Origin of the sequence: Streptomyces rubiginosohelvolus (assembly GCF_014649875.1) — a bacterium.
In the GTDB taxonomy this organism is placed as follows: Bacteria; Actinomycetota; Actinomycetes; order Streptomycetales; family Streptomycetaceae; genus Streptomyces; species Streptomyces rubiginosohelvolus.
Genome location: NZ_BMTW01000005.1, coordinates 120747 through 146016 on the forward strand (window position 1 = coordinate 120747; position 25270 = coordinate 146016).

23 protein-coding genes are annotated in these 25270 nt (G+C 71.5%); 11 read left to right on the plus strand and 12 right to left on the minus strand.

Annotated features, from left to right (window positions below):
• Nucleotides 1-71: 71 nt before the first annotated feature.
• The 5 genes from IE134_RS14830 to mce form a co-directional block, all read right to left on the minus strand.
• Nucleotides 72-851 (minus strand): ABC transporter permease, encoded by a 780-nt coding sequence (locus IE134_RS14830; protein ID WP_010060147.1) that lies wholly within the window; start codon nucleotides 849-851, stop codon nucleotides 72-74.
• A gap of 5 nt (nucleotides 852-856) precedes the next feature.
• Nucleotides 857-1852: an ABC transporter ATP-binding protein gene (locus IE134_RS14835; protein WP_030715210.1), complete on the minus strand. Its 996-nt coding sequence runs from the start codon at nucleotides 1850-1852 to the stop codon at nucleotides 857-859.
• Nucleotides 1853-1935: 83 nt separating this feature from the next.
• Nucleotides 1936-2874, minus strand: coding sequence for a coiled-coil domain-containing protein (locus IE134_RS14840; protein ID WP_010060145.1), 939 nt, complete (start codon nucleotides 2872-2874; stop codon nucleotides 1936-1938).
• Between the two features lie 184 nt (nucleotides 2875-3058).
• Entirely contained in the window at nucleotides 3059-6952 is a 3894-nt protein-coding gene (gene scy, locus IE134_RS14845; RefSeq protein ID WP_189430719.1) for a polarized growth protein Scy, read from the minus strand.
• 200 nt (nucleotides 6953-7152) lie between these two features.
• Nucleotides 7153-7581 carry a methylmalonyl-CoA epimerase gene (gene mce / locus IE134_RS14850; RefSeq protein ID WP_010060143.1) on the minus strand — a complete coding sequence of 143 codons (429 nt, stop codon included), beginning with the start codon at nucleotides 7579-7581 and terminating at the stop codon, nucleotides 7153-7155.
• A 145-nt stretch (nucleotides 7582-7726) separates the two neighbouring features.
• Between mce and IE134_RS14855 the strand changes: the two genes are divergently transcribed.
• Nucleotides 7727-8932 carry an acetyl-CoA C-acetyltransferase gene (locus IE134_RS14855; RefSeq protein ID WP_030715206.1) on the plus strand — a complete coding sequence of 402 codons (1206 nt, stop codon included), beginning with the start codon at nucleotides 7727-7729 and terminating at the stop codon, nucleotides 8930-8932.
• 36 nt (nucleotides 8933-8968) lie between these two features.
• Nucleotides 8969-9937 (plus strand): methylmalonyl Co-A mutase-associated GTPase MeaB, encoded by a 969-nt coding sequence (gene meaB / locus IE134_RS14860; protein ID WP_179255731.1) that lies wholly within the window; start codon nucleotides 8969-8971, stop codon nucleotides 9935-9937.
• A gap of 100 nt (nucleotides 9938-10037) precedes the next feature.
• Here meaB and IE134_RS14865 read toward each other — a convergent pair whose 3' ends face one another.
• Nucleotides 10038-10814, minus strand: a complete 777-nt coding sequence (locus IE134_RS14865) for a PepSY domain-containing protein (RefSeq protein WP_030715201.1) — start codon at nucleotides 10812-10814, stop codon at nucleotides 10038-10040.
• Nucleotides 10815-10933: 119 nt separating this feature from the next.
• On the opposite strand from IE134_RS14865, the gene IE134_RS14870 reads away from it, so the two are divergent.
• Both IE134_RS14870 and IE134_RS14875 read left to right on the plus strand, forming a co-directional pair.
• Nucleotides 10934-11596: a response regulator transcription factor gene (locus tag IE134_RS14870; protein WP_030715198.1), complete on the plus strand. Its 663-nt coding sequence runs from the start codon at nucleotides 10934-10936 to the stop codon at nucleotides 11594-11596.
• The gene (locus IE134_RS14875; protein WP_189430721.1) at nucleotides 11593-13041 is read left to right on the plus strand and encodes a sensor histidine kinase; all 1449 of its coding nucleotides are present in this window, start codon (nucleotides 11593-11595) and stop codon (nucleotides 13039-13041) included. Before IE134_RS14870 ends, IE134_RS14875 begins: the two co-directional genes overlap by 4 nt.
• Nucleotides 13042-13063: 22 nt before the next feature.
• Here IE134_RS14875 and IE134_RS14880 read toward each other — a convergent pair whose 3' ends face one another.
• The 4 genes from IE134_RS14880 to IE134_RS14895 all read right to left on the minus strand — a co-directional run bounded on the left by IE134_RS14880 (nucleotide 13064) and on the right by IE134_RS14895 (nucleotide 15697).
• On the minus strand, nucleotides 13064-13540 hold the full coding sequence (locus IE134_RS14880) for a MarR family winged helix-turn-helix transcriptional regulator (protein WP_030715193.1): 477 nt from the start codon (nucleotides 13538-13540) through the stop codon (nucleotides 13064-13066).
• 104 nt (nucleotides 13541-13644) lie between these two features.
• Nucleotides 13645-14418 (minus strand): AIM24 family protein, encoded by a 774-nt coding sequence (locus IE134_RS14885; protein WP_189430723.1) that lies wholly within the window; start codon nucleotides 14416-14418, stop codon nucleotides 13645-13647.
• Nucleotides 14415-15065 carry an AIM24 family protein gene (locus IE134_RS14890; RefSeq protein ID WP_030715188.1) on the minus strand — a complete coding sequence of 217 codons (651 nt, stop codon included), beginning with the start codon at nucleotides 15063-15065 and terminating at the stop codon, nucleotides 14415-14417. Before IE134_RS14890 ends, IE134_RS14885 begins: the two co-directional genes overlap by 4 nt.
• Nucleotides 15065-15697 carry an AIM24 family protein gene (locus IE134_RS14895; RefSeq protein WP_030579900.1) on the minus strand — a complete coding sequence of 211 codons (633 nt, stop codon included), beginning with the start codon at nucleotides 15695-15697 and terminating at the stop codon, nucleotides 15065-15067. Before IE134_RS14895 ends, IE134_RS14890 begins: the two co-directional genes overlap by 1 nt.
• A 224-nt stretch (nucleotides 15698-15921) precedes the next feature.
• Between IE134_RS14895 and IE134_RS14900 the strand changes: the two genes are divergently transcribed.
• From IE134_RS14900 to glxA, 4 genes are all read left to right on the plus strand, one after another.
• Complete coding sequence (locus IE134_RS14900; protein ID WP_030579910.1) at nucleotides 15922-16272, plus strand: DUF3817 domain-containing protein; 351 nt, start codon at nucleotides 15922-15924, stop codon at nucleotides 16270-16272.
• Nucleotides 16269-16565, plus strand: coding sequence for an MTH1187 family thiamine-binding protein (locus tag IE134_RS14905; protein WP_010060125.1), 297 nt, complete (start codon nucleotides 16269-16271; stop codon nucleotides 16563-16565). The genes IE134_RS14900 and IE134_RS14905 overlap by 4 nt, the downstream gene beginning before the upstream one ends.
• A 180-nt stretch (nucleotides 16566-16745) precedes the next feature.
• Complete coding sequence (locus tag IE134_RS14910) at nucleotides 16746-18563, plus strand: glycosyltransferase family 2 protein (RefSeq protein ID WP_179888062.1); 1818 nt, start codon at nucleotides 16746-16748, stop codon at nucleotides 18561-18563.
• 3 nt (nucleotides 18564-18566) lie between these two features.
• On the plus strand, nucleotides 18567-20522 hold the full coding sequence (gene glxA, locus IE134_RS14915) for a radical copper oxidase GlxA (RefSeq protein WP_189430725.1): 1956 nt from the start codon (nucleotides 18567-18569) through the stop codon (nucleotides 20520-20522).
• A 36-nt stretch (nucleotides 20523-20558) separates the two neighbouring features.
• Here glxA and IE134_RS14920 read toward each other — a convergent pair whose 3' ends face one another.
• Nucleotides 20559-21608 carry a glycoside hydrolase family 6 protein gene (locus IE134_RS14920; RefSeq protein ID WP_189430727.1) on the minus strand — a complete coding sequence of 350 codons (1050 nt, stop codon included), beginning with the start codon at nucleotides 21606-21608 and terminating at the stop codon, nucleotides 20559-20561.
• 174 nt (nucleotides 21609-21782) lie between these two features.
• Entirely contained in the window at nucleotides 21783-22766 is a 984-nt protein-coding gene (locus tag IE134_RS14925; protein ID WP_030715172.1) for an ArsR/SmtB family transcription factor, read from the minus strand.
• A 96-nt stretch (nucleotides 22767-22862) separates the two neighbouring features.
• Here IE134_RS14925 and IE134_RS14930 point away from each other — a divergent pair, with 96 nt between their 5' ends.
• From IE134_RS14930 to IE134_RS14940, 3 genes are all read left to right on the plus strand, one after another.
• Nucleotides 22863-24299, plus strand: a complete 1437-nt coding sequence (locus tag IE134_RS14930) for an MFS transporter (RefSeq protein ID WP_030715170.1) — start codon at nucleotides 22863-22865, stop codon at nucleotides 24297-24299.
• Between the two features lie 10 nt (nucleotides 24300-24309).
• Complete coding sequence (locus IE134_RS14935; protein WP_010060117.1) at nucleotides 24310-24819, plus strand: MarR family winged helix-turn-helix transcriptional regulator; 510 nt, start codon at nucleotides 24310-24312, stop codon at nucleotides 24817-24819.
• Nucleotides 24820-24919: 100 nt separating this feature from the next.
• A complete protein-coding gene (locus IE134_RS14940) occupies nucleotides 24920-25246 on the plus strand; it encodes a DUF3817 domain-containing protein (RefSeq protein WP_029182238.1) in 327 nt (108 codons plus the stop codon).
• The last annotated feature ends 24 nt before the right edge of the window (nucleotides 25247-25270 follow it).

Genomic DNA, 25270 nt, shown 5'->3' on the forward strand with positions numbered 1-25270 from the left:
TTAGGAGGATAACCAGGCGCTGTCGGTTCCGGCCAAGTTGCGCACAGGGCGCGAGCGGGCGGTTACGGGCGTTACGCGTCCCGGTTCTTCAGGACCAGGAAGCCGCCGAGCACCGCCGCCAGCACCCAGAGCACCATGATCCCGAGCCCTCCCCAGGGACCGTACGGGGCGGGATCGGTGTTCATCGCGTCCGGGACGACCTGCATGATCTTCGACCCGGCCTGGTCGGGGAAGTACCGGGCGACGTCCTTGGCCCCCGGCACCGCCGCGAGGATCTGCGAGACCAGGAAGAAGAACGGCATCAGAATGCCGAGCGACAGCATCGAGCTGCGCAGCATCGCCGCCACACCCATGGAGAAGATCGCGATGAGACCCATGTAGAGCCCGCCACCGACGACCGCGCGCAGCACGTTGTCCGCGCCGATGTCGGTGCCCCGGTCGCCGAGCATGGCCTGGCTCAGGAAGAACGAGACGAAGCTGGTGAGCAGCCCCACGACGAGGGCCAGCACACCGGCCACCGCGATCTTGCTGAAGAGGAAGGTCGCGCGCTGGGGCACCGCCGCCAGCGAGGTGCGGATCATGCCGGAGCTGTACTCCGTGCCGACCACGAGCACCCCGAACACCACCATCGCGAGCTGGCCGAGCACCGTCCCGGAGAAGCTGACGAAGGTCGGGTCGAACGTGGCCTGCTCGGCCTCGGAGAGGTCGTCGAACGTGGCGTTCAGCAGGGCGCTCAGCGCCGCGCCCATCACGACCGTGACCACGAACGCGGAGATGAGGGTCCAGGTGGTCGAGGAGACCGACCGGATCTTGGTCCATTCCGAGGTGAGAACCGCGGGTACCGATGCCATCGTCGTCACTTCCCCTCGGTGTCGTTGCTGCCCGGCTTGTTCCAGGTCTCGCCCCAGCCGGCCCCCACCGCGGGGGGTTCGGCCGCCGGATCCCGGTCCGAATGTGCGTGGTACTCCACCGAGCCGGCGGTCATCTGCATGAACGCCTCCTCCAGCGAGGCCCGCTGGGAGCTCAGCTCGTGCAGCACCACCTGGTGCCGGGCCGCCAGCTCGCCCAGCTCCTCGGTGGTGGCGCCGTCGATCTCCAGGACGCCGCCCGCCGTCTCGACGGCGGTGAAGCCCTCCTGGTGCAGCACGTCCCGCAGCCGCTCGAACTGCGGTGAGCGCAGCCGCGTGTAGCTGCGGGAGTTCTCCTGGATGAAGTCCGCCATCGAGGTGTCGGCGAGCAGCTTGCCCTGGCCGATCACGATCAAATGGTCGGCGGTCAGCGCCATTTCACTCATCAGGTGCGACGAGACGAAGATCGTCCGGCCCTCCGACGCGAGCGCCTTCATCAGATTGCGGATCCAGTGGATGCCCTCCGGGTCCAGTCCGTTGACCGGCTCGTCGAACATCAGGATCTCGGGGTCGCCCAGCAACGCGGAGGCGATACCGAGCCGCTGGCCCATACCGAGGGAGAACCCCTTGGACTTCTTCTTCGCGACCGCGCTCAGCCCGACCATGTCGAGCACCTCGTCGACCCGGCCGCTCGGGATGCGGTTGCTCTGCGCCAGGCACAGCAGGTTGTTGTACGCGCTGCGGCCGCCGTGCATCGCCTTGGCGTCGAGGAGCGCCCCGATGTACTTCAGCGGTTCCTGGAGGTCGCGGTAGTGCTTGCCGTCGATGCGCACCGTACCGCTGGTGGGGTTGTCGAGATCGAGCATCATCCGCATGGTCGTCGACTTGCCCGCGCCGTTGGGGCCGAGAAAGCCCGTCACGATGCCCGGCCTGACCTGAAACGACAGATGATCGACGGCGACCTTGCTGCCGAACCGTTTGGTGAGTCCCTCGAGCTCGATCATGCGCACACGCTAGAACGCCAGAGCGCCCGGCGCCACCACAAAGGCGGAACCGGGCGCACACGGGGGTACGGCGCTGCTGGGGGTCAGCGGCTCTGCTGGGCCGGGACACCGCGGGTCGCGGGCTCGTCCTCCACCGGGGTGCCGGCGGCGGCCACGGCGGCGCCGGTCAGCGTCGCCAGCATCTCGCGGACGTTGGTCAGCTGCGCGTTGATCGAGTCGCGGCGGTTGGTGAGCGCCGCCAGCTCGCGCTCCGATTCGCTGCGGATCCGGTCGGCCTTGGCGTTGGCGTCGGCGACGATGTCCTCGGCCTGGCGCTGGGCGGTCTCCACCGTCTGGCGGGCCCGGCGCTCGGCGTCCGTGCGGAGCTTCTCGGCCTCCAGGCGGAGCTGCTCGGCGCGGTGCTCGATCTCGGCGAGACGCTTCTCGGCCTTGGCCTGGCGGGAGGCGAGGTCGCGCTCCGACTGCTCGCGGCGCTTGGCGAGGTTGGTCTCGAAGTCGGCCGCGGCCTGGGCGGCCTTGGCGCGGGTCTCCTCGAAGAGGGCGTCGGCCTCCTCACGCTTCTGCTGGGCGTCCTTCTGGGCGTCGGAGCGGAGCGTGTTCGCCTCGCCCTGGGCCTTCTCGACGATGCGGACGCCCTCGTCCTCGGCCTTCGCCTTGCGCTCGGCGGCGAACGACTCGGCGTCGTTGCGCACCTGCTGGGCGGCGGACTCGGCGAGCTCACGGTGCTGCTCGGCGGCCCGGCGGGCCTCCTCGCGCAGGTCCTTCGCCTCTTCCTCGGCGAGGCGGAGAATCTTCTCGACACGGGCGCCGAGACCGGCGTACGACGGCTCGGCGTCGTTTACCTGGGCCTGGGCGTTCTGCGTCTCGAGGTGCAGCTCCTCGATGCGCTTTTCCAGAGAGGTGATTCGGGCCAGGGCACTGTCACGGTCCGCGATGAGCTTGGCGATGCGGTCGTCCACCTGACCGCGGTCGTAGCCACGGCGCACGTGCTCGAAGCCGAAGGGGGAGGAAGGGTCACTCATGGGGTTCCTGTCGAATGAGACCGGTGAGGTGATAGAGGGAATCCTAGGGGCCATTGCGGCGTGTCAACGTGAAGATGCCGGTTTGATCTGGAGAATGACACCCCTTTTGAGTGGCTGACCCCCGGAGTGCTTGCCACTCGAAGGCTTGAATGTCCATGACGAAGCACGGCGCACCGCGGACCGGTCACCGCTCGGACGACTTGCCCCCCGACCGTGTGCCCGCCGCCGCTGGAGCCTTGGCGCCTCCCGCGGAACCACCGGCCGGTTTCCCGCCCCCGCCCGGAGTCTCGAAACCTTCCAACGCTTCCAGCACGTCCTGGACACGGGAGATCTCCGCATTGATGTCCTCGCGCCTGCGCACCAGGACGTCCAGCTCGCGCTTGCCCTCGTCGACCGTGGCCTCGGCCTCGGCCTGGGCGTCGGCCTTCAGCTTCTCCGCCTCGCGGATCAGCCCGGCCTTCTTGGTCTCCGCCTCCTTCAGCAGCGACTCGGCCCGTTTCACCGCGGCGATACGGACCTTGCTCGCCTCCGAATTGGCCTCCGCCATCAGCTCCTTGGCCTTCGCCTCGGCCTCGTCGCGCTGCTCGGTCGCCGCCTTCATCAGATGGTCGACGCGCTCTCCCGCGGTCTTCATCTGCTCGGACGTCTCCCGGCGGGCCCGCTCGTGCATCTCCTCGATCTCGCTCTCCAGCCGGGCCCGCAGCTCCTCGGCCCGCTCCCGGATCTGCGTCGCGTCACGCCGGGCGCCGACCAGCAGTTCGTCGGCGTCGGCACGGGCGCGCTCCACCAGGGTGTTGCCCTCGACGGTCGCCTCCGAGGTGATCCGCTGGGCCTCCGTGCGGGCCGCGCCGACCATCGTGTCGGACTGTGTCTCGGCCTCGGTGGCCGTACGCAGCGCCTCTTCCCGGGCCTTGTTGATGAGCTGGTCCGCCTGCTCGGCCGCGTCCGCCCGGCGTTTGGCCGCCGCCTCGCGCGCCTCGTCCAGCAGCCGGTCCGCCTCCTCGCGGGCCGACGAGCGCAGCTCCTCCGCCGCCGACTCCGCCTCGGCGCGCAGCCGTTCGGCCTCCTCGTGGGCGCGGGCCGCGTGCTCCTGCGCGGAGCCGAGCCGCTCGGCCGCCTCCGTGCGCAGCCGCTCGGACTCGGCGGTGGCCTCGGCCAGCATTCGGTCCGCCTTCTCGGTGGACTCGCTGCGGCGGCGGTTGGCCTCCGTGGTGGCCTCGACGACGAGCTGCTCGGCGGCCTGGGCGGCCTCGTTGCGGATGCGTTCGCTCTCGGTGGTCGACTCGCCGATCAGCCGGTCCGACTGGGCCGCCGCCTCGGAACGGATCCGGTTGGCATCCTGCCGGGCCTCGGCACGGGCGCGCGAGGCGTCCTGCTCCGCCGACGCCAGCGCGTCGGACCCCTCGGTGCGCATCCGCTGGCTGTACTCGGAGGCGTCCGCGCGCAGCCGCTCCGACTCGGTGATCGCCTCGGAGACCGTCCGCTCGGCCAGCGCCTTCGCGGCCTCGGTCTCCTCGTGCGCCTCCTGCCGGAGCCGGCCCGACTCCTCGTTCGCCTCCCGGCGCAGCCGGACCGCGTCCTCCGAGGCCCGCTCCCGCTCGGCGTGCGCGTCGGCGCGGACCCGGTCCGCCTCCTCCTGCGCCTCGGTACGGGTGCGCTCCGCGGCGTGCTCCGCCGCCGAACGCAGGCCGGTGATCTCCTCCTCGGCCTGCTCGTGCAGACCCGAGACGGAGTCCCGTACCTGCTGGGCGGTCTGCTCGGCCGCCGCGACCAGCTCGGTCGCCCGGGCGTCCGCCTCCTCGACCAGTCGGTGCGCCTCGGCCTCCGCGTCCTCGACCCGCTTACGGGCGGAGGCGAGCAGCTCCTCGCTCTGCTCGCGGGCCCGCTCACGCTCCTGCTCCGCCTCGGACCGGGCGGCGCCGAGGGTCTCCTCGGCCTCCCGGCGGCGACGGGTCGCCTCCTCCTGGGCGGCGGCCAGCGCCTCGGCGGCCTCGGCCCCGACCCGCTCGGCGGCGGCCGCGGCCTCCGCGCGCACCCGGCCGGCGCTCTCCTGCGCCTCGGACTTGAGCCGCTCCGCCTCGGCGGCCGCTTCGCTCCGCAGCCGTACGGCGACGTTCTCGCCCTCGGCCCGGGACTGAGCGGCGTCCGCGGCGGCCTCGTCGCGCAGCCGCTCGGCCTCCGTCTCGGCCTGCTCGGTCAGCGCGCGCTGCCGCTCGGCGGCCTCCGCGCGCAGCCGCTCCGACTCCTCGTTCGTCTCGCGGCGGATCCGCTCGGCCTCGGTACGGGCCTCGCCCAGCGCCTCCTCGGCGGCCGCGAGCTTCGCCTCGGCCTCGGTGTGCAGCCGGGTCAGCTCGTCGGCGGCCTCGGCCTGCCGGGCGGCTACGCCGCGCTCGGTCTCCTCGCGCAGCTCGGCCGCCGCAGCCTCCGCGGCCGCCGTGACGGCCGCCGCCTGCTCCTCGGCCTCGGCCCGCAGCGCGTCGGCCTCGGTCCGGGTGCGCTCCAGCGTCTCCTCGGCCTGCTTGCGCAGGGTCGCGGCCCGCTCGGCGGCCTCGGTGCGGATGCGCTCGCTCTCGCCGTTCGCCTTGGCGCGCAGCTCGTCGGCGTCGGAGCGGGCCTTGGTCAGCAGCTCCTCGGCGGTGCGGGCGCCCTCCTCCAGCTGCTGGACCGCCTCGCGGCGGGCCTCGCCCCGGATCCGCTCGCCCTCGGCGACCGCCTCGGAGCGCAGCTGCTCGGCCTCGCCGCGCAGTCGCCGGGCCTCCTCCTGGAGCTCGACCGTCTTGGCCCGGTACTCCTTGGTGTCGTCCTTGGCCGCGCCCTTGAGCTCGTCGGCCTGCTCGGCCGCCTCGCCGCGCAGCCGGTCCGCCTCGGCCTCCGCCTCACGGCGGATCCGCTCGGCCTCCTCGCGCGCCGCCTTCGTCGTCGACTGCGCGTCCTCGGAGGCCTTGGTGAGCACCTCCTCGGCGCTGCGGGCCGCCTTCGCCAGCTGGGCGGCGGCGTCCTCGGCAGCCGCCGTACCGGCCTTCTCGGTGGCCTCGGCGACCAGCCGCTCCGCCTCGGCACGGGCGTCGGCGAGGGCCTGCTCGGCCTCCTCCTTCAGCGCCTCGGTGCTCTTGGTGGCCTCGCCGACCAGCCGGGCGATCTCCGACTTGGCCGTACGGGTGCGCTGTTCGTTCTGCGACTCGGCGGCGGCCAGTTGCTTGGCGGCGGCCTCCTTCGCCTCGGCGAGGACCTTCTCGGCCTCCAGGCGGGATTCGCGCAGCCGGGTCTCCGCCTCCGCGAGACGCTGCTCGGCGGCGCGGTTCAGCTCGGCGGTCTGCTGGCGGGCCTGGTCGGTCTCCGCGGTCGTGCTGGAGCGCAGCTGCTCCGCGTGGCTGGTGGCCTCCTGCGCCTGGGCGGAGGCGGCCCCGAGCAGCCGCTCGGCGTCCTTGCGGGCGCGCAGCAGGATCGCTTCCGCTTCGGCCCGGGCGGTCTCGGCCTCCGAGCCGGTCCGCCGACGGGTCTCCTCCGCCAGCCGGGCGGACTCGTCGCGGGCGGCGGCCAGCGCCTGCTCGGCCTCGGCGCGGGACTCCTCCAGCAGCCGGCGAGCCTGCGACTCGGTGCGGGCGCGGAGCTGTTCGGCCCAGGCGACGTTCTCGTTGACATGCGATTCGACGGTCTGGCGGCGCTCCGCCAGCTCCTGGTCGAGCCGCTGCCTTCGCTGGACGGCCTCGGTGTGCAACTCGGCCTGGAGGCGCGCCTGGTGCTCGGCGTGCTCCTGCAGGATCCGCTGCGTCTGGGCCCGGGCCTCGCGCAGCTCGCGCTCGGCGTCGCTGCGCATCTGCTCGGCCTGGGCCTGCGCGTTCCGCAGCATCTGCTCGGCCTGGTAGCCGATGTCCGCGCTGTCGTAGGCGGGACGGGTGGCGAGATTGCGCCTGGCCTCGTGCAGCTTGGCACGCAAGACCTCGACCTGGTAACCGAGGTCCTCGGCGTGCTGGACGGCCTTCTCCCGGTCGGTCTTCAGCCGGTCCATCTCGGCTTCGAACCGCGAGAGATGGTCGTCTTCAGCTCGGTGGCTCTCCTGGCGTTCGTAGCCCCGCACTGCGCGGTCCCATCCTTCCCCGAGCTCTCAACTTCTGCGAGCAGGGGAGACCCCAACCCTGGTCGTGACTCTGCACACGGGGGGCTCGCCGACGAGCGGTCCCCCGGGGAATGGTGACAGACAAACGACGAGGACGCGGTACGGCCCCGACCCGGCCCCGGCCCGGAACCGCCCACTCTACCGGGCCGGGTATGCGGCGGTCAGTGGTCCGCCCGGCTCGTGACCAGTTCGGTGAGGACACCGTGGCAGTCCTTGGGGTGCAGGAACGTGATCCGGGACCCCATGGACCCCGTCCTGGGCTCGTCGTACAGCACCCGGACGCCCTTCTCGCGGATGTCCGCGGCGTCCCCGTCCACATCCTCCGTACCGAAGGCGATGTGGTGCACGCCCTCCCCGTTCTTCGCCAGCCACTTGCCCACGGCGGAGTCCTCGCGGGTGGGCTCCAGCAGCTGGAGGTACGAGGCCCCGCCGTCCGACGTCTCGTTGATCTTGAGCATGGCCTCGCGGACCCCCTGCTCCTCGTTGACCTCGGAGTGGAACACCTCGAAGCCGTACGTGGCACGGTAGAACTCGACCGTCTTGTCCAGGTCGAAACAGGCGATCCCGATGTGATCGATTCGCGTCAGCATGGATTCAGCATGGAGTGACCGCGGCCCTCCCGCCATGGTTACGCAACGTGCGCGCCGTCACACCGGTAGCCGGATGACGGGCGGGGGAGTGCTCAGTACATTCAGGTAAACCCTCGTTCACATCCGATCCCAAGGGGCCGTGCCCATGCCAGCAACGACCGGTACCACCACCTCAGTGATCGTCGCGGGCGCCCGGACGCCCATGGGCCGTCTCCTCGGCTCCCTGAAGAGCTTCTCCGCGGCCGACCTCGGCGGCGTCGCGATCAAGGCGGCCCTGGACCGGGCCGGCATCGGCGGTGACCAGGTCCAGTACGTGATCATGGGCCAGGTGCTCACGGCCGGCGCGGGCCAGATCCCCGCCCGGCAGGCCGCGATCAAGGCCGGCATCCCGATGAACGTCCCCGCGCTCACCGTCAACAAGGTGTGTCTGTCCGGGCTCGACGCCATCGCGCTGGCCGACCAGCTCATCCGCGCCGGGGAGTTCGACGTGGTGGTCGCGGGTGGCCAGGAGTCCATGACCAACGCCCCGCACCTGCTCCCCAAGTCCCGCGAGGGCTACAAGTACGGCGCGATCGAGATGCTGGACTCGATGGCGTACGACGGTCTCACCGACGCCCACGAGAACATCCCCATGGGCGAGTCCACCGAGAAGCACAACGGGCGTCTCGGGCTCGACCGCGCCGCCCAGGACGAGATCGGCGCGCTCTCCCACCAGCGGGCCGCCGCCGCCCAGAAGAACGGCGTCTTCGAGGCGGAGATCACCCCGGTCGAGATCCCGCAGCGCAAGGGCGACCCGGTCCTGTTCTCCCAGGACGAGGGCATCCGCGCCGAGACGACCGTGGAGACCCTCGGCAAGCTGCGCCCCGCCTTCGCCAAGGACGGCACGATCACCGCGGGCACCTCCTCGCAGATCTCCGACGGCGCCGCCGCGGTCGTCGTGATGAGCAAGGCCAGGGCCGAGGAGCTGGGCCTCGACTGGATCGCCGAGATCGGCGCCCACGGAAACGTCGCGGGCCCCGACAACTCCCTCCAGTCGCAGCCCTCCAACGCGATTCTGCACGCTCTGAAGAAGGACGGCCTGACCGTCGACGACCTCGACCTGATCGAGATCAACGAGGCGTTCGCGGCCGTCGCCGTCCAGTCCATGAAGGACCTGGGCGTCACCTCGGACAAGGTCAACGTCAACGGCGGGGCGATCGCGCTCGGTCACCCCATCGGGATGTCCGGCGCCCGGGTCGTCCTGCACCTGGCCCTGGAGCTCAAGCGGCGCGGCGGCGGCACGGGCGCGGCTGCGCTGTGCGGCGGCGGCGGTCAGGGCGACGCGTTGATCATCCGCGTCCCGGGCAAGTAACACCGTAGCGACACGAGGCAAGGCGAGAACGGAGCGGTGAACGTGGACGTGGACGTCCCCACGCTGGTCGAGCAGGCGCGAGCAGGCAGGCCGCGTGCGGTGGCCCGGCTGATCTCGCTGGTGGAGGGGGCGTCCCCGCAGCTCCGTGAGGTGATGGCGGCGCTGGCCCCGCTGGCGGGCCATGCGTACGTCATCGGCCTGACGGGCTCGCCGGGCGTCGGCAAGTCCACTTCCACATCCGCCCTGGTCTCCGCCTACCGCCGGGCGGGCAAGCGGGTCGGCGTCCTCGCCGTCGACCCGTCCTCGCCGTTCTCCGGCGGGGCGCTGCTGGGCGACCGGGTCCGGATGTCGGACCACGCATCCGACCCGGGCGTCTACATCCGCTCCATGGCGACCCGGGGCCACCTCGGCGGCCTCGCCTGGGCCGCCCCGCAGGCCATCCGCGTCCTCGACGCGGCGGGCTGCGACGTGGTCCTCGTCGAGACGGTCGGCGTCGGCCAGTCCGAGGTGGAGATCGCGTCCCAGGCCGACACCTCCGTCGTGCTGCTCGCCCCGGGCATGGGCGACGGCATCCAGGCGGCGAAGGCCGGAATCCTGGAGATCGGCGATGTGTACGTGGTCAACAAGGCCGATCGCGACGGCGCCGACGCCACCGCCCGCGAGCTGAACCACATGCTGGGCCTGGGCGAGTCCCGGGGCCCCGGCGACTGGCGCCCCCCGATCGTGAAGACGGTCGCGGCCCGGGGCCAGGGCACGGACGAGGTCGTCGAGGCCCTGGAGAAGCACCGCGCCTGGATGGAGGAGCACGGCGTCCTGGCCGAACGCCGCACCGCCCGCGCCGCCCACGAGGTGGAGTCGATCGCGGTCACCGCGCTCCGCGAGAAGATCGCGGACCTGCGCGGCGACCGCCGCCTGCACGCCCTGGCGGAGCGGATCGTGGCGGGCAGCCTCGACCCGTACGCGGCGGCGGACGAGCTGGTGGCGGGGCTGACGGAGGGCTCCTGAGCGCCTGAGCGAGCGGAGAAGGCCCCCGGAGCGGCGTGTGTGCCGCTCCGGGGGCCTTCTGGCGTACGGGGCCGGTTACGGGGCCGTGTACGGGCTCCCGTCAGTCGTCGTCGCCGTCCCGGTCGTCGTTCCGGTCGTCACGGTCGTCGCCGTGGTCGTCCCGGTCGTCCGCGCGGTCGTCCCGGTCGTCGCCGTCGTCGTCGCGGTCCACGGTGACCTTGCCGGTCTTGGCGTCCACGCGCAGTTCGTGCTGCTTGCCGTCCTTGCCCGCGACGTCGACGTCCCAGCGCAGGACGTCGCTCCGGCTGCCGTTGTCGTCGTCATCGTCGTCGTCCAGGTCGATCGACGTGATGGTGCCCGGCGCGGTCTTCAGGGCGGCCGCGGCCGCCTCGTTCAGGGTGACGGCGGAGGAGCGGGGCGCGTGGTCGTCACGGTCGTCGTTGTCGTCGTCGCGGGTCTTGAGGACCTTGCCGTCGGCGGCGTCCACCGTGACGTCATGCCACTTCTTGTCGGAGCCCCGGACGTCCAGCTCCCACACCGCACGGCCGTTGTGGTCGTCGTCGTCCCGGTCCAGCTCGGCCTGGGTGACCGTGCCCGGAACGCTCTTCAGCGCGGCGGCGACGGCCTGGTCGAGGGAGATCCCGGCGCTCTTCGCGGCGGCCGGGGCGCGGTCGTCGGCCCGGTCGTCCGACCGGTCGTCGGAGGCGTCGTCCGTACGGTCGTCCCGGTCGTCGTCGGCGAGGCTCACGGTGCCCGCGCTCCTGGTGGACGTGCGGTCGCGGTCGCCGTCGCTGTCCGCGAAGGCGACGGTGGCGGCGGTCGTGCCGCTGATCAGAACGGCCGCGGTGATCGCTGCGATGGTGACGTTGCGCTTCATGAGGTTCCTCCCCGAGAGCTGCTGTGCTGGTTGACGGGGTCCACACTGCCGACCCGATGCTGAACGCAGCCTGAAGCCACCTGAAGGCGTCTTCAGGTGGAGTTTGCGAGGCTGTGCGCATGCGCCTGTTGATCGTGGAGGACGAGAAGCGTCTCGCGGTGTCCCTGGCCAGGGGACTGACCGCCGAGGGCTTCGCCGTGGATGTCGTGCACGACGGCCTGGAAGGGCTGCACCGGGCGAGCGAGGGCGGCTACGACCTGGTGATCCTCGACATCATGCTGCCCGGCATGAACGGCTACCGCGTCTGCTCGAACCTGCGCGCCGCCGGACACGAGGTGCCCATCCTCATGCTCACCGCCAAGGACGGCGAGTACGACGAGGCCGAGGGCCTGGACACCGGCGCCGACGACTATCTGACCAAGCCCTTCAGCTACGTCGTCCTCGTCGCCCGCGTCCGCGCCCTGCTGCGCCGGCGCGGGGCCGGAACCGCCGCGCCCGTCCTGACCGTCGGCCCCCTGCGCATCGACACCGCCGCCCGCCGGGTGATCCGCGGTGAGGACGAAGTCACCCTCACCGCGAAGGAGTTCGCCGTACTGGAGCAACTCGCCCTGCGCGCCGGGCAGGTGGTCAGCAAGGCGGAGATCCTGGAGCACGTCTGGGACTTCGCCTACGACGGCGACCCGAACATCGTCGAGGTCTACATCTCCACCCTGCGCCGCAAGTTGGGCGCCGCCGCCATCCGTACCGTACGCGGCGCCGGCTACCGGCTGGAGGCGAAGTGAGGTCCGTCCGGGCCAGGGCCGCCCTCGGGGCCACCCTGGTCGTCGCCGTCGCCCTGATCGGGGCCGGTCTCGCCGTGCTCCTGGTCCTGCGGGACAACCTGATCGGCCAGGCGGACCTCCAGGCCGAGGTGGCGGCCCGCGACGTGGCCGGACAGCTCGCCACGGGCACCGCGTACGACGACCTGGAGCTGGACGACGAGGAGGACCACCCGGTCCAGGTGGTCGACGAGGAGGGCCGGGTCGTCATCGTCTCCAAGGACCTGCGGGCCGTCACCGGCACCGGCGCGACGGACGTCACCCCCGTGCCCTCGGCCTCGGCGGGGGCCACCCCGTCACCCGACGACGATGACGACGGGGACGACGGCCAGGACGACGACAGCAGCCGCCCGGACTCGGGCGAGGTGTCCTCCGACGACCCGGAGTTCTCCGACGGCACCGCCACCGTCGACCGCACCACCGCCGACTACCGCTTCGCCGCCGTAAAGGCGACCACCCGGGACGGGGTCACCCTGACCGTGTACGCGGGCGCCCCGCTCGCCGCCGAGCAGGAGGCGGTCGGCACCGTGCGCGGGGCCATGCTGACCGGGCTGCCGGTCCTGCTGGTCGTCGTCGCCGGGGTGACCTGGCTGGTGACCCGGCGCGCACTGCGGCCCGTCGAGGACATCCGCCGCGAGATGGCCGCCATCACCGCCTCCGAGGACCTGGCCCGCCGGGTGCCGGAGCCCGATTCGCGGGACGAGATCGCCGCGCTGGCCCGGACGACGAACGAGACGCTGACCGTCCTGGAGGCGTCCGTGGAGCGGCAGCGGCGGTTCGTCGCGGACGCCTCGCACGAACTGCGTTCCCCGATCGCCTCGCTCCGTACCCAGCTGGAGGTCGCCGAGGCCCACCCGGAGCTGCTGGACCTCCCGGGCGCGGTCGCCGACACCGTACGGCTCCAGGTGCTGGCGGCGGATCTGCTGCTGCTGGCCCGGCTGGACGCGGGGGAGAAGCCCGGCGGCGGGACGGTGGAGCTGGGCGCGCTGGTCCGCGAGGAGGTCTCGCAGCGGACCGGGGACCGGATCGCGGTGGCGGTGGAGGTCCCGGAGGGCGGCGCGTTCGAGGTGAACGGGTCGCGGGGGCAGCTGTCCCGGGTGATCGGCAATCTGCTGGACAACGCCCAGCGGCACGCCGAAGGCAGCGTCGCGGTGTCGGTGGCGGCCGACGGGCGCGGCGTGCGGGTCGAGGTCCGGGACGACGGGGCGGGCGTACCCGAGGACGAGCGGGAGCGGATCTTCGAACGGTTCGTCCGGCTCGACGACGCCCGCAGCCGCGACGACGGCGGCGCCGGTCTCGGCCTCGCCATCGCCCGGGACGTCGCGGCCCGCCACGGCGGAACGCTGACGGTGCACCGGGCGGAGGAGGGCGGTGCGGCCTTCCGGCTGTGGCTGCCGCGCCCGGCCTGATCCGCCGGACAGGCCCCGGTCGCTACAGCTTGCCGCGCTTGCCGCGCAGGTGTTCCGCGATCGGGGTCAGTGCCGCGTGCAGATCGGTCAGCGCCTCGGGGGACAGCAGGTCCATGAAGTGCTGCCGCACCGAGTCGACGTGGTGCGGGGCGACCTTCCGCATCGTCTCCGCGCCGTGCTCGGTGAGGACGGCGAACAGTCCGCGCCGGTCCGATTCGCAGTGCGTACGCCGTACCAGACCGGCGGTCTCCATGCGGGTGATCTGGTGCGAGAGCCGGCTCTTGGACTGCAGGGTGGCGGCGGCGAGGTCGCTCATCCGCATCCGCTGGTCGTCCGACTCGGAGAGGTTGACCAGGATCTCGTAGTCGTTCATGGTCAGGCCGAACGGCTGGAGGTCCTTCTCCAGCTGGTGCATCAGCAGCCTGCTGACGTCCAGGTGGGTGCGCCATGCGCACTGCTCCGCGTCGCTCAGCCAGCGGGTGGCCGTCTCGGTCTCCATATATGGATTCTACCTAAGAAGTTGAAAGCCGGACGAAATCGGCGAGGTCTGGGGAGTGTGACAATCGGCGCAGACGTTCGATGTCACACTCCGCAGACTACCGCTCACAAACCGAAGCGACGCTGGAGGTCCCCCAGCTGGCCGGGCATGCGCGGGGTGGTGCCGTGTTGACCGCCACCGCCCGGCCCGCCCGGAACGCCCGGCTCGTTCGGCACGAAGCCCGTCGCCTGCTCCGCCGTCAGCGCCTCGGACGACTGGAGCAGCACCGTGCCCGCCCCGACGAACTCGAACTGGTGCTCCTCGCCCGACGTCCCGCCGATCCCCGTCAGTGACCGGATCCCGCCCATCACGCCCGTCATGTACCCGTGGTCGTAGTGGTGGCAGGGGGAGGGGCAGTCGGCCCACCCCACCAGCGCCTGCGGGTCCACCCGCAGCGGCGGCTCCATGAAGACCACCGGACCGTTGGAAGCGGCCACGAACTTCCCTGTGCCGATCAGCGTCACGAACCCCGGCACGATCGACTGCTTCAGCGCGAGCGACGGCTCGTACGCCAGCAGGTTCCCGGACCGGATCGTCAGGTTCCCGTCGTCCAGGTCGAAGGAGTTCACATCGAAGGCCCGGTCGGCCAACAGCATCTTCCCGCTGCCCTCGGCCACCACCCAGTCGCTCGCGTGCAGCGGCGAATGGAAGCTCGTGCGCACCAGCCGCTCGAACCGGCCGTGCCCGATGCCGTCGAAGTTGATCTGCCCGTAGTAGGCGATCATCTTGCCCTTCTGCAGGAACCACCGGCTCCCCTTGAGCTCCACGCAGAAGGTGTAGGAGTTGACGTTGTCGTCCGACGGCAGCGTCATCGGATCGAAGACCACGGGCGTGCTCACAGCTTCTCCTCCGACGCCTGGACGTACACCGCACCGTTCCCGCTCAGCTCCAGCTGGAACGCCTCGCCGGAGCCCCGCCCGACCATGTCCCGCCAGCCGACCGCCGTGGACAGCTTGTTGCGGACGTCCCCGTGGTGGGCGACATAGGCCTGCGGATCCACATGGACGTCCCGGCCCGGGGTGATCGGCAGCTCGATCACCCCGCCGTGCGCCATCACGGCGACCGCGCCGTGCCCCTTGAGCGTGGTGGTGAACAGGCCCTGGCCGGTCACCTGGCCGCGCACCATGCCCATGACCCCGCCCTGCGAGCCCATGAACATCGTGCCCTGCTGGAGCGTCCCGTCGAAGGCGAGCAGCCGGTCGGCCTCCACGTACAGGGTGTCGCCCGACAGATTGATCACCTGGATGTGGTGGCCGCCGTGGCCGAACATCACCGTGCCCGACCCCTCGACCGTCATCAGCGGCGTCGCCTCGCCCGCCACCCGGCGGCCGATCATCGACGCGACGCCGCCCTGGCCGCCCTGGATGTTCGGGGTGAAGGAGACCTCGCCCCGGTACGCCAGCATCGCGCCGCGCTGGCTGAACAGCTTCTGGCCCGGGGCGAGCGTGGCCTCGACCATCTTGGAGTTGATCTCGCGGAACGGCATCAGACATCGCCCCCGACGGTGTTGCGCTCGCTGGGCTGGACGTAGACGAGCCCGTCGCCCTCGAAGCGGATCTGGAACGCCTCGCCGGAGCCCTCGCCCATCAGCGTCCGGAAGTTCACACCCGACTGGAAGCTCTGCTGGAGCCGGCCCTGGTGGGCGATGTACGCGCCGGGGTCGACCATCAGCGGATACTGCGGCGACACCCGCAGCAGCACCGCCGCCCCGTCCGACATGATCGCCGCCTGCCCGGTGCCCTCCACCGTGGTGGTGAACAGGCCGTTGCCGCTCGCCCCGCCGCGCAGCCCGGTGAACGTGGTGCCCGTGCGCAGCCCGGCGTCGGTGGCCAGCAGATTGCTCGCCTCCACATACAGGGTGTCGCCGTGCAGGGAGACCAGATTGATCTCGCTCGCCCGGTCGGCGAAGTAGCAGGTGCCCTGCCCGGACACTTCCATCACGGTCATCTGCTCGCCGGTCAGCCGGCGGGTCACCATGCCGCGCAGCCCCTCACCGCCGCCGGACATCTTCTTGAAGGTCATCCGGCCGTCGTACGCGACCATCGAGCCGTTCTTCGCCTTGACGGCATCGCCGGTCAGATCGACGGCGAGCGTCTTGCTGCCTTGGAGTCGGAACATCGCCACGCCCCGAAGGTAGCCCGCCACCCCGCGCCCGTACCAGGTCCGACCGAACCGTTACGCCCCTGATGCGTACCCGGACCGGCCCTGATATGCGGTGATACGCGCGGCCCTACCACGCGGCGGCCCCCGGCTCCGGGGGCGTAGCGGAGCGATGCCACAATGGGGGCGGCTTGTGCCCGCGTTCACAAGCCCGCATGCTCCCTCTCACCGAAGGTGCCCTCGTGGACATCAAGACCGCTTCCGCCCTGCACCGGCTGCGCCTCATCTCGCTTCCCGAGGCGCTCTCCTTCCCGGCGCTCCTCATTTTCGGCTCGCTGCTCATGCGCGTCTCGGACATCGACTTCCTGATGCCGCCCCTCGGCATGATCCACGGCGTCCTCTTCACGATCTACGTCGTGTTCCTGCTGGATGTCTGGGTCAAGGCCAAGTGGCCGCTCAAGCGCGTCGCGCTCTTCTTCCTCCTCGCCGTCATCCCCTTCGGCGGTCTCTACGGCGACAAGCTCCTCAAGAAGTACGAGGCCGACGGCGTCATCGCCGCCCGCGCCCGGCGCGAGGGCACGGTCAGCGCATGATCGTCGCGTTCTCGGTCTCGCCGCTCGGAGTCGGCGAGGACGTCGGGGAGTACGTCGCCGACGCCGTACGGGTGGTGCGGGAATCCGGGCTCCCCAACCGCACCGACGCGATGTTCACCTCCATCGAGGGGGAGTGGGACGAGGTCATGGACGTCGTCAAGCGCGCCGTGGCCGCCGTCGAGGCCCGCGCCGGTCGCGTCTCCCTGGTACTGAAGGCCGACATCCGGCCCGGCGTCACCGACGGTCTGACCTCGAAGGTCGAGACCGTGGAGCGGTATCTCGGGGGCTCCTGACCCTCTGACACACCGTCCGCGCGGCCTGTCGTGCGTTCACCCGAAAAGCCCCCGGCGCCACACGGCCGGGGGCTTTTCCGGTCCCGGACCAAAAACCGCTCACTCGGACCTGCCAAGTCGACACGCCGTTAACCGTCCCCTTCTGTGGGGATATCAACCCGTTCGACAGTGGGAGGCACGGTGCGGTCGGAGGGCTACGACTACGACACCTACAGCCGGCTCGCGGGTCCGCTCACGGAGCCGGAACCGACGGGGTACCGGGTGCGGTACAAGAGCCTGCTCTCGACGGAGAAGCACCGAATAAGAGCCGTCCTGCTGATGACGCTCGCCCCGGTGCTCACCGGGATCCTCCTGCTGTACCTGGTCTGGCCCACGCACTGGACCGAGCGGGAGAACGGGGAGCGCTGGCTGGTCGTCGCCGACACCGTGATGCTGGTGTCGATCGCCCTGATCGAGCTGTTCATGCTGGTCAACGTGGTCTCCATCGCGCACGCCACGCTCGTCGCGCGCGACCCGGTCCCGGTGACGCCCGAGCCCGGCACCCGGGTCGCCTTCCTGACCACGTACGTCCCCGGCAAGGAACCGCTCTCCATGGTCCGCGCCACCCTCAAGGGCGCTGTACAGATCGAGCACCCCGGCCCGCTGGACGTCTGGCTCCTCGACGAGGGCGACGACCCCGGGGCCCGGATGCTCTGCGCGGAGCTCGGCGTCCACCACTTCACCCGGCGCGGGGTCCCCGAGTGGAACCGCGACAAGGGCGTCCACAAGGCGAAGACCAAGCACGGCAACTACAACGCCTGGATCGCCCTGCACGGCGGCGACTACGACTTCTTCGCCTCCGTCGACACCGACCACGTGCCCATGCCGAACTTCCTGGAACGGATGATGGGCTACTTCCGCGACCCGGACGTCGCCTTCGTCGTCGGACCGCAGGTCTACGGGAACTACGACTCGGCCGTCACCAAGGCCGCCGAGTCACAGCAGTTCCTCTTCCACGCCCTGATCCAGCGCGCGGGCAACCGCTACGGCGCCCCCATGTTCGTCGGCACCAACAACGTCGTGCGCATCGCCGCGCTGCGCCAGGTCGGCGGCCTGTACGACTCGATCACCGAGGACATGGCCACCGGCTTCGAGATCCACCGTCGCCGCAACCCGCGGACCGGGCACTACTGGCGTTCCGTCTACACCCCCGACGTGCTCGCCGTGGGCGAGGGCCCCGCCTCCTGGACGGACTTCTTCACCCAGCAGCTGCGCTGGTCGAGGGGGACGTACGAGACGCTGTTCAAGCAGTACGGCAAGGCGCTCCTCCGCGTGCCCCCCGGGCGTCTCTTCAGCTACACGCTGATGCTCGTCTACTACCCGATGACCGCCGTCAACTGGCTGCTCGGCATGCTCAGCTGTGTGCTGTTCCTCTGGTTCGGGGCCTCCGGCACCCAGGTCGCCGCCTCCATCTGGCTGATGCTCTACAGCGACGCCGCCGCCCTTCAGATCGGGCTCTACCTCTGGAACCGCCGCCACAACGTCTCGCCCCACGAGCCCGAGGGCTCCGGCGGCCTGGCGGGCATGGCCATGTCCGCGCTCTCCGCGCCGATCTACCTGAAGTCGCTGGGCTCGGCCGTGCTGCGCACCGACGGCCGGTTCGTCGTCACGCCCAAGGGCGGCCAGGTCTCCCCGGACCGGCTGCTCACCTTCCGTATCCACCTCTTCTGGGCGGCGGTCCTGCTGTCCTCGCTCGCCGCGTCGGTGTACCTCGACCACACCCATGTCGCGATGCGCACGTGGGCGACGCTGGGCCTCGCGATATCCCTCTCGCCGGTCGCCGTGTGGGCCTGGACCGTCCGGCAGGACAAGCGGGCCGAGGCCGCCCGCGCCGTCCCCGTCCCGGCGCCCCCGCCGCCCGAACCGGCGTACGTCACCACGACGACGGCGCCCGCCCCGTCGGCGACCACCACGGCGAGCGCCGGCACCACCGCCACCACCACCGCAGGAGGGAACTGAGCCATGGCCTACCGGCCCTCGAAGAAGACGAGGAAGACGCTCCTGGGCGGCGGCGCGGTGGTGCTGCTCGCCGGCCTGAACGCTCCCGCGGCGCTGTCCTTCGCCGAGGACAGGTATCACGCGTACAAGATCGACCAGCCGGCGTACAAGGCGGAGTACGGCTCCTGGGAGCGCGTGAACATCCCGAAGGAGTACCGCACCAACGCCATCCACGCGGCACTCCTGCACACCGGGAAGGTCCTGATCGTCGCGGGCTCCGGCAACGACGAGAAGAACTTCGACGAGGGCACCTTCGACACCGTGTTGTGGGACCCGGCCGAGAACACCTTCCAGAAGATCCCCACCCCGGAGGACTTCTTCTGCGGCGGCCACGCCCAGCTCCCCGACGGCCGCCTCCTGATCGCGGGCGGCACCGCCCGCTACGAGGTGCTCGACGACAAGGTGAAGCGGGCCGGCGGCGGGATGCGGGTCAAGAACGAGAACCCGGACAAGCCGCTGAAGCTCAAGAAGGGCACGGTCTTCCGCTCGCCGTCGGGCGTCGAGTACCGGGCCAGGTTCGACGTCACCGTGCCCAAGGCGAAGCGCGAGTTCGAGGTCGACTACTTCGAGAGCGGCCAGATGAAGCCGTGGAAGACGAAGGTGACCGCCGCCGAGCAGCGGGTGTTCGTCGAGGCGGTGGACGACGGCCCGGACGCGGTGGCGACGGACGCCGCCCAGTACGAGATCGTCGGGCTGAAGGGCAAGGAGGCCGCCAACTCCTACGGCCTCGCCGAGAAGATCACCATGGACAAGCAGGACTTCCAGGGGATCCGGGCCGCCTACGAGTTCGACCCGACGGCGGAGAAGTACATCAGGGTCGACCCCATGAAGGAGGCCCGCTGGTACCCGACCCTCGTCGGTCTGGAGGACGGCCGGGTGCTCTCCGTCTCCGGTCTCGACGACGTCGGCGCGATCCTGCCGGGCGACAACGAGATCTACGACCCCAAGACCAAGAAGTGGGGCAAGGGGCCCTTCCACTACTTCCCGACCTACCCGGCGCTGTTCCTCACCAAGGGCGGCAAGCTCTTCTACCCGGGCGCCAACGCCGGTTACGGCCCGGCGGACAAGGGGCGCGAGCCCGGTATCTGGGACCTGAAGAAGAACACCTTCACCAAGGTCCCCGGCCTCACCGACACCGACCAGCTGGAGACGGCGGCCTCGCTGATGCTGCCGCCCGTGCAGGACCAGAAGGTGATGGTGCTGGGCGGCGGCGGGGTCGGCGAGTCGAAGAAATCCACGTCCCGCACGGCCGTCATCGACCTGAAGCAGGACAACCCGGCCTTCGAGGCGGGCCCGGACCTGCCGCAGGGCACGCGCTACCTCAACAGCGTGATCATGCCCGACGACACCGTCTTCACCAGCGGCGGATCCGAGGACTACCGGGGCCGCGGGGGCAGCAACATCCTGAAGGCGCAGTCCTACGACCCGAAGACCAACACCTTCAAGGAGGCCGCCGAGCCGACGGTGGGCCGCAACTACCATTCCGAGGCGCTCCTGCTGCCCGACGGACGGGTGGCGACCTTCGGCTCCGACTCCCTCTACGGCGACAAGGACAACACCAAGCTCGGCAAGTTCGAGCAGCGCATGGAGGTCTACACCCCGCCCGCCCTGCACCGCGGCAAGGACAAGCGCCCGGTGATCGGCAACGGCCCCGGGAACGCCGAACGCGGTACGACGGTCACCTACGAGAGCGCCGACGCGGACCGCATCGCCACCGCCCGGCTGATGCGCCCCAGCGCCGTCACCCACACCACCGACGTGGAACAGCGCTCCATCGAGCTGGGGCTGAAGAAGGCCGGCGGCAAGCTGAGCGTCACCGTCCCGGACGACCCCACGCTCGTGCCGCCCGGCTGGTACATGCTCTTCGTCACCGACACCGACGGCATCCCCTCCGAAGCGAAATGGGTCAAGGTCGCCTGAGGGCGCGCGGCCGCCTCAGGAGGCGGTGCTGCGGCCTCAGGAGGCGGCGCGCCGGGCGAGGCCGAGGGCGTACTCCGGCCACCAGTCGCCGGCCGGGGGGCCGCCCCGGCAGGTGCCGTCGGAGTCGCCCGGCCGCTTGATCCAGAGGTAGGCGTCGAGCCGGTCGTCGCCGGTGTCGGTGGTCGGGGGCGTGCCGAGCCCCCGGCCCGGCGGATTGCACCAGGCCTCCTCACGGCCCCCGGACAGAGGGCCGTTGCCGTTGCGGCTGGTGTCGATCACGAAGTGCGAGCCGCCCACCGCGTCGGAGAGCTGTCCCGCGTACGTCTTCACGCTGTCGTTCGACTGGAAGTTGGAGACGTTCAGCGAGAAGCCGTCGGCCCGCTCGACGCCCGCCTGCCGCAGCGGCTGCGCCATCTTGGCCGGCTCGTCGATCCAGTCCGGGTTGCCCGCGTCCAGGTAGACCTTGGTGTTCGGGAGGGCCCCCAGTGTGTCCACCGCCTCGGAGAGGAGCTGGTAGCGCTCGGTGTGGTGCTCGGGCGGGGTGCAGCCGTCCGTGATGTGGGGGAGCGCGTCCGGCTCCAGGATCACGGTCGCGGGGGCGCCCCCGACGGCGCCGGCGAACTCCCCGATCCAGGAACGGTAGGCGTCCGCGTCCTTCGCGCCGCCTGCGGAGTACAGCCCGCAGTCGCGGTGCGGGATGTTGTACGCCACGAGCACGACGGTCTTTTTCGTGCGGGCGGCGGACCGCACGGCGGCCCGGATCCCCGGGGCCGGGTCGTCCCACGCGGGCCAGTCGGCCACCGGCCGCTCGGAGATCCGCCGCAGGATCTTCGCCTCCGCGTCGCGCCCCTCCTTCTCCCAGGCGCGCACCTGGCGGGCCGCATCGCTGTTCGGGTCGACCCAGAACGGGGAGGCCGCGCTCGGGGCGGGTTCCCCCCGGACGGGTCCGTCCCCCTCTTCGGCGGCCCCGGTGACGCGCGGCTCCGGCGTCGAGCACCCCCCGGTGAGGGCGGTCGCCAGGGCGAGGGCGGCCAGGACACGGACGGTACGGGGGAGAGCGCGCGGGACGATGCTGCGGCCGGACATCCAGACCCCTCGGGCGGCGGTGGCTCACGGACACGGGGAAACTGGGGCAATCGTGACATAGCGGTTACAGAGAGTGGGGGCACGACACCGTCCGTGACGCGTCTGTACGTACGCCCGCGGGATTCCTGAGCTTCCTTACGCCCGCGCGCCTTCCTTACGCCCGCGGGCGCGCCCTCAGTCCGAGGCGGCCAGCGCGATCCCCAGCGGTGTGCGCTCGTACAGCACTTGGTGCCCGTAGCGCCGCGAGGTCAGCAGCCCCGCCCCGCGCAGCACGGACAGATGGGCCGACACGGACGAGGCGGCCAGGCCCAGCCGGTGTGCCAGCGCGCTCGTCCCGGCCGGTTCGTCCAGCGCGCAGAGCACATCGGCCCGGACCCGGCCCAGCAGCCGGGCGAGGGTCTCCGGCGTCCGCTCCCCGGCCTCGCTCCACAGCCCGCCGATCCCGCGCGCCGGGTAGATCAGCCCGGGCTGCCAGGGTTCCAGATGGCCGCCCACCACCTCGGGCCAGACGAAGACGCTCGGCATCAGCACCAAACCCTGGCCGCCCAGCACCTGTTCGTGGTCGCCCCGCGTCCCCTTCACGGTGAGCGTCGATCCGTTCCAGCTCAGCTGGGTGCTCACCTCGCCCAGCAGCCCTTCCAGGCCGCTGTCCGCCAGTCGGCGGGAGTGGTAGGCGATGTCGGCCTCCAGCAGGGCCCGCAGCCGGGGCCAGTACGGCTCGATGAGTGCCCGCCAGACCTGCTCCAGCAGATCGGCGAGCTCGCGCACGGCCCGTGCCGGATCGGCCAGCAGCCGTCGGCCCGTCGCGGATTCCCGGGCGCCGGGCCGTTCCGCCAGTGCCAGCGCCATGTCCGCCCACGCCACCTCCGGGTCGACCGCCCGGACGCCCGCGATCTCCTCGTCGAAGGTGGCGAACGGGCCGATCGGCGGCGGGCAGATGAAGTCCGGGTTGTGGCCGCCGTCCGGCATCAGCAGCCAGAGCGGCTCCAGATCCAGGGCCGAGGCCGCCTCCCGGATCCGCCGGAGCCAGGGCAGGTGGTAGCCGTGCCGGTGACGACGGGCCAGGGTGCGCACGGCCTCCTGGGTCTCGAACAGCGGCGAGAGGGCGAACCGGCAGCGCAGCAGATCGCTCTCGGTGAAGTGCAACCGGAACGGCACGCCTCTCCCTCCGCCGTGAAGCCCTTGCGGGTCCTCAACATTCGTGCTGGGCCGAAAGTCTACGGAGGGCGGGGGCCTGGGCCCCAGTCTCGTCCCATGCCGACCGACAGCCCCGCCCCGGCGGACACACCCCGTACCCCGCCCGCCCCGGCGGCGCCGGTCCCGGCTCCGTTCCCGGAGCGTGCCGCCCTCCCCGACCCGGGCCCCGCGCCCACGCTCCGGGACCCCGACGCCCGGGCCCCCGGGCCCGGTGGCCCGGCTCCCGCCACCCCGCGCGGCTACCGCGCGGTCTTCGCCGTGGCCGAGTTCCGGGCCGTCTTCGCCGCGCATCTGCTCTCGCTGCTCGGCGTCGTCGTCAGCGAGCTCGCGCTCACCGTCCTCGTCTACGACCTCACCGGCTCCCCGCTGCTCAGCGCGCTGACGTTCGCGCTGGGGCTGCTCCCGTACATCGTCGGCGGCACGCTCTTCGCCGGGGTCGCCGACCGCTACCCGGCCCGCCGCGTCCTGGTCGTCTGCGATCTGCTCTGCGCGGCCTGCGTCGCCGTGATGCTCGTGCCCGCGACCCCGGTCGCCGGACTCCTCGCGCTGCGCTGCCTGGTCGCCGCGATCGCGCCCGTCTTCACCGGGACGCGGATGGCGGCGCTCACCGACATCCTCGGCGAGGGCGACCTCTATGTGCTCGGCCGCTCCCTCCTGCGGATCGTCTCGCAGAGCGCGATGCTCATCGGGTTCGGCGCCGGCGGGATGCTGCTCACCGTGCTGTCCCCGCGCGGCGCGATCACCGTCACGGTGGTGACCTTCCTCTGCTCGGCAGCTCTCCTGCGCTTCGGCACCCAGGACCGCCCCGCCCGCGCCACCACCGGCGAGGGCGCGGGCGCGGGCGGGACCCTCCTCAAGGAGTCGCTCTCCGGGGCCCGCCTGGTCCTGGGCGACCGCCGCATCCGCGCCCTGATGCTGCTGTTCTGGCTGCCCGCGATGTTCGTCGTGGCCCCGGAGGCGCTCGCCGCCCCCTACGCCGACGCGATCGGGGCCTCGCCCGCCGCGCTCGGGCTGCTGCTCTGCGCGATGGCCGTCGGGCACATCGGGGCCGAACTGTTCGTCGGGTCCGCGCTCAGCCCCCGTAACCGCTCCCGGATCGTCCTGCCGGTCGCCACCGTCGGCCTGCTGCCTCTGCTGGTGTACGCGGTCCGGCCCGGGCTGCCGCTCGCCCTGGCCGCCCTCGCGCTGGCCGGGGCGGGAGCGGCGTACGTCATCGGGCTCGACCAGTGGTTCGTCGACGCCGTGCCCCAGGAGCTGCGCGGCCGGGCCATGACGCTGCTCACCGCCGGGCTGATGACCGTGCAGGGTCTCGGGATGGCGCTGGCGGGGCTCGCGGCCGAGTTCTTCCCGGTCCACCAGGTGGTCGCCGGATCCGGAATCATCGGTACCGTCTGCACGCTCCTGCTCGTCGCCGAGGTCCGCCGGACGGACCCCCGGCGGATGTCGTATACCGAAGAACGAGACGGGGCTGACCGGCATGTGACCAGTCGGTAAGGTCGGTGCCGTGCCGAAGCCGCTCAGCCTTCCCTTCGATCCCATCGCCCGCGCCGACGAGCTCTGGCAGCAGCGCTGGGGACCCGTGCCCTCGATGGGGGCGATCACCTCGATCATGCGGGCCCAGCAGATCCTGCTCGCCGAGGTCGACGCCGTCGTCAAGCCGTACGGGCTGACCTTCGCCCGGTACGAGGCGCTGGTGCTGCTCACCTTCTCCAAGGCCGGGGAGCTGCCGATGTCCAAGATCGGCGAGCGGCTGATGGTGCACCCCACCTCGGTCACCAACACCGTGGACCGGCTGGTGAAGTCCGGTCTGGTCGACAAGCGGCCCAACCCCAACGACGGCCGCGGAACCCTCGCCTCCATCACGGACAAGGGCCGCGACGTCGTCGAGGCGGCCACCCGGGACCTGGTCGCGGTCGACTTCGGACTCGGGGTGTACGACTCCGAGGAGTGCGCCGAGATCTTCGCCATGCTGCGCCCGCTGCGGGTGGCGGCCAAGGACTTCGAGGAGCGCTGAGCGCGGCCTTCCCGTGAGGGGCGTTTCTCCGTGAAGGGGGCCCTTCCGGTAGGAGGGGTCGCGCGAAGATCGCCCCGGACGCCCGGTTACGCTCGATGCCATGAAACAGAACGTGCTCACCCGCTACCGGGTGATGGCCTACGTCACCGCCATCTGGCTGCTCGTCTTCACCGTGGCGATCATCGCGAAGTACGGCTTCGAGACCGGCGACACCATGCTGATCTCCCAGATCCACGGCGTGCTGTTCATCGTCTACGTCGTCTTCGCCTTCGACCTCGGCTCCAAGGCGAAGTGGCCCTTCGGCAAGCTCCTGTGGGTGCTGGCCGCGGGCTGCATCCCCTTCGCGTCGTTCTTCGTCGAACCGAAGGTCAGCCGCGAGGCCCGCGCCCTGGTCACCGACCCGGCCCCGGCCCCCGCGAAGGTCTGACCCGGCACCTCCGGCACTCCCCGA

What these genes read in the sequence shown, in the direction of transcription:
- IE134_RS14830 (WP_010060147.1), bottom strand. Translation starts at nt 851, where the DNA reads ATGGCATCGGTACCCGCGGTTCTCACCTCGGAATGGACCAAGATCCGG.
- IE134_RS14835 (WP_030715210.1), bottom strand. Translation starts at nt 1,852, where the DNA reads ATGATCGAGCTCGAGGGACTCACCAAACGGTTCGGCAGCAAGGTCGCC.
- IE134_RS14840 (WP_010060145.1), bottom strand. Translation starts at nt 2,874, where the DNA reads ATGAGTGACCCTTCCTCCCCCTTCGGCTTCGAGCACGTGCGCCGTGGC.
- mce (WP_010060143.1), bottom strand. Translation starts at nt 7,581, where the DNA reads ATGCTGACGCGAATCGATCACATCGGGATCGCCTGTTTCGACCTGGAC.
- IE134_RS14855 (WP_030715206.1), top strand. Translation starts at nt 7,727, where the DNA reads ATGCCAGCAACGACCGGTACCACCACCTCAGTGATCGTCGCGGGCGCC.
- IE134_RS14865 (WP_030715201.1), bottom strand. Translation starts at nt 10,814, where the DNA reads ATGAAGCGCAACGTCACCATCGCAGCGATCACCGCGGCCGTTCTGATC.
- IE134_RS14870 (WP_030715198.1), top strand. Translation starts at nt 10,934, where the DNA reads ATGCGCCTGTTGATCGTGGAGGACGAGAAGCGTCTCGCGGTGTCCCTG.
- IE134_RS14880 (WP_030715193.1), bottom strand. Translation starts at nt 13,540, where the DNA reads ATGGAGACCGAGACGGCCACCCGCTGGCTGAGCGACGCGGAGCAGTGC.
- IE134_RS14890 (WP_030715188.1), bottom strand. Translation starts at nt 15,065, where the DNA reads ATGCCGTTCCGCGAGATCAACTCCAAGATGGTCGAGGCCACGCTCGCC.
- IE134_RS14895 (WP_030579900.1), bottom strand. Translation starts at nt 15,697, where the DNA reads ATGTTCCGACTCCAAGGCAGCAAGACGCTCGCCGTCGATCTGACCGGC.
- IE134_RS14905 (WP_010060125.1), top strand. Translation starts at nt 16,269, where the DNA reads ATGATCGTCGCGTTCTCGGTCTCGCCGCTCGGAGTCGGCGAGGACGTC.
- glxA (WP_189430725.1), top strand. Translation starts at nt 18,567, where the DNA reads ATGGCCTACCGGCCCTCGAAGAAGACGAGGAAGACGCTCCTGGGCGGC.
- IE134_RS14920 (WP_189430727.1), bottom strand. Translation starts at nt 21,608, where the DNA reads ATGTCCGGCCGCAGCATCGTCCCGCGCGCTCTCCCCCGTACCGTCCGT.
- IE134_RS14930 (WP_030715170.1), top strand. Translation starts at nt 22,863, where the DNA reads ATGCCGACCGACAGCCCCGCCCCGGCGGACACACCCCGTACCCCGCCC.
- IE134_RS14940 (WP_029182238.1), top strand. Translation starts at nt 24,920, where the DNA reads ATGAAACAGAACGTGCTCACCCGCTACCGGGTGATGGCCTACGTCACC.